The organism is Duganella radicis, assembly GCF_009720825.1.
Taxonomy (GTDB): domain Bacteria; phylum Pseudomonadota; class Gammaproteobacteria; order Burkholderiales; family Burkholderiaceae_D; genus Rugamonas; species Rugamonas radicis.
Window position 1 is genome coordinate 1 of the sequence record NZ_WNKY01000156.1, and the last position, 241, is coordinate 241.

Here is a 241-nt window from a genome sequence, read left to right on the forward strand (position 1 = left end):
CAAGCGCCTTAGAATACTCATCTCGCCCACCTGTGTCGGTTTGCGGTACGGTCTCGTATGACTGAAGCTTAGAGGCTTTTCTTGGAACCACTTCCGATTGCTACAGGACCTAAGTCCTTCGTCCCGTTCCCTTGAATTACGTGCCCGGATTTGCCTAAGCACCTTCTATGAAACAGAAACTGACTATTCCAACAGTCAGACAACCTTCCGCGATCCGTCCCCCCATCGCATCATACGACGG

General features: G+C 51.5%; 1 rRNA gene. It reads right to left on the minus strand.

The features are described from left to right. Window positions 1-241 (minus strand): 23S ribosomal RNA (locus tag GM676_RS31485); the annotation flags it as partial.